Source organism: Photobacterium sp. R1 (genome assembly GCF_054600795.1).
The window spans coordinates 1-244 of the sequence record NZ_BAAHZP010000869.1 but is presented as its reverse complement, the minus strand read 5'-3'; the positions used below and the strand labels follow the sequence as shown (position 1 = coordinate 244).

The 244-nt window shown below is 56.1% G+C and carries 1 pseudogene; it reads left to right on the top strand.

Annotation, left to right across the window (positions count from 1 at the left end):
* Positions 1-244, top strand: a pseudogene (locus ACYP03_RS27555) (YcjF family protein); the annotation flags it as partial.

Here is a 244-nt window from a genome sequence, read left to right as displayed (position 1 = left end):
AACGCAGGCTGAGGCGCAGTTGCAGAAAAAACTGGGCAAGCGCAGCTCAAAAGGACTCTGGCTGAAGACGTTGCTGCTCGGGGGCGAGGGACTGACCTTCTGGCAGAGAGTGGATTATGTCGCTACGGCATATCAGAGTGGCGAATGGCTATCACTCGTCTGGAGTGTGATGGTGGCTTCTGAGGCTGCCACGGGAATAGGTGCGATTGGCCGTGAATGGGTGCGTCTTCGGTGTATGAAAGCA